1 protein-coding gene is annotated in these 203 nt (G+C 62.1%); it reads right to left on the minus strand.

What is annotated here, in order from left to right; all coding sequences use genetic code 11:
- Positions 1 to 203: cbb3-type cytochrome c oxidase subunit I (locus OO52_RS45950; RefSeq protein ID WP_199820079.1), on the minus strand; the 203-nt coding region annotated here is incomplete at both ends.

The following is a 203-nucleotide window of genomic DNA, read 5'->3' on the forward strand; positions in this document are numbered from 1 at the left end:
CGATGAGCGAGCCGAACAGGTACAGCCAGTAGGCGAACATGTTCAGCCGGGGGAACGCCACGTCGGGCGCTCCGATCTGCAACGGCATGATCCAGTTCGCGAAACCGGCGAACAGCGGCGTCGCGAACATCAGCAGCATGATCGTGCCGTGCATCGTGAACGCCTGGTTGAACTGCTCGTTCGACATGATCTGCAGGCCCGGC

This window comes from Streptomyces flaveolus (assembly GCF_000716535.1).
Lineage (GTDB): Bacteria > Actinomycetota > Actinomycetes > Streptomycetales > Streptomycetaceae > Streptomyces > Streptomyces flaveolus_A.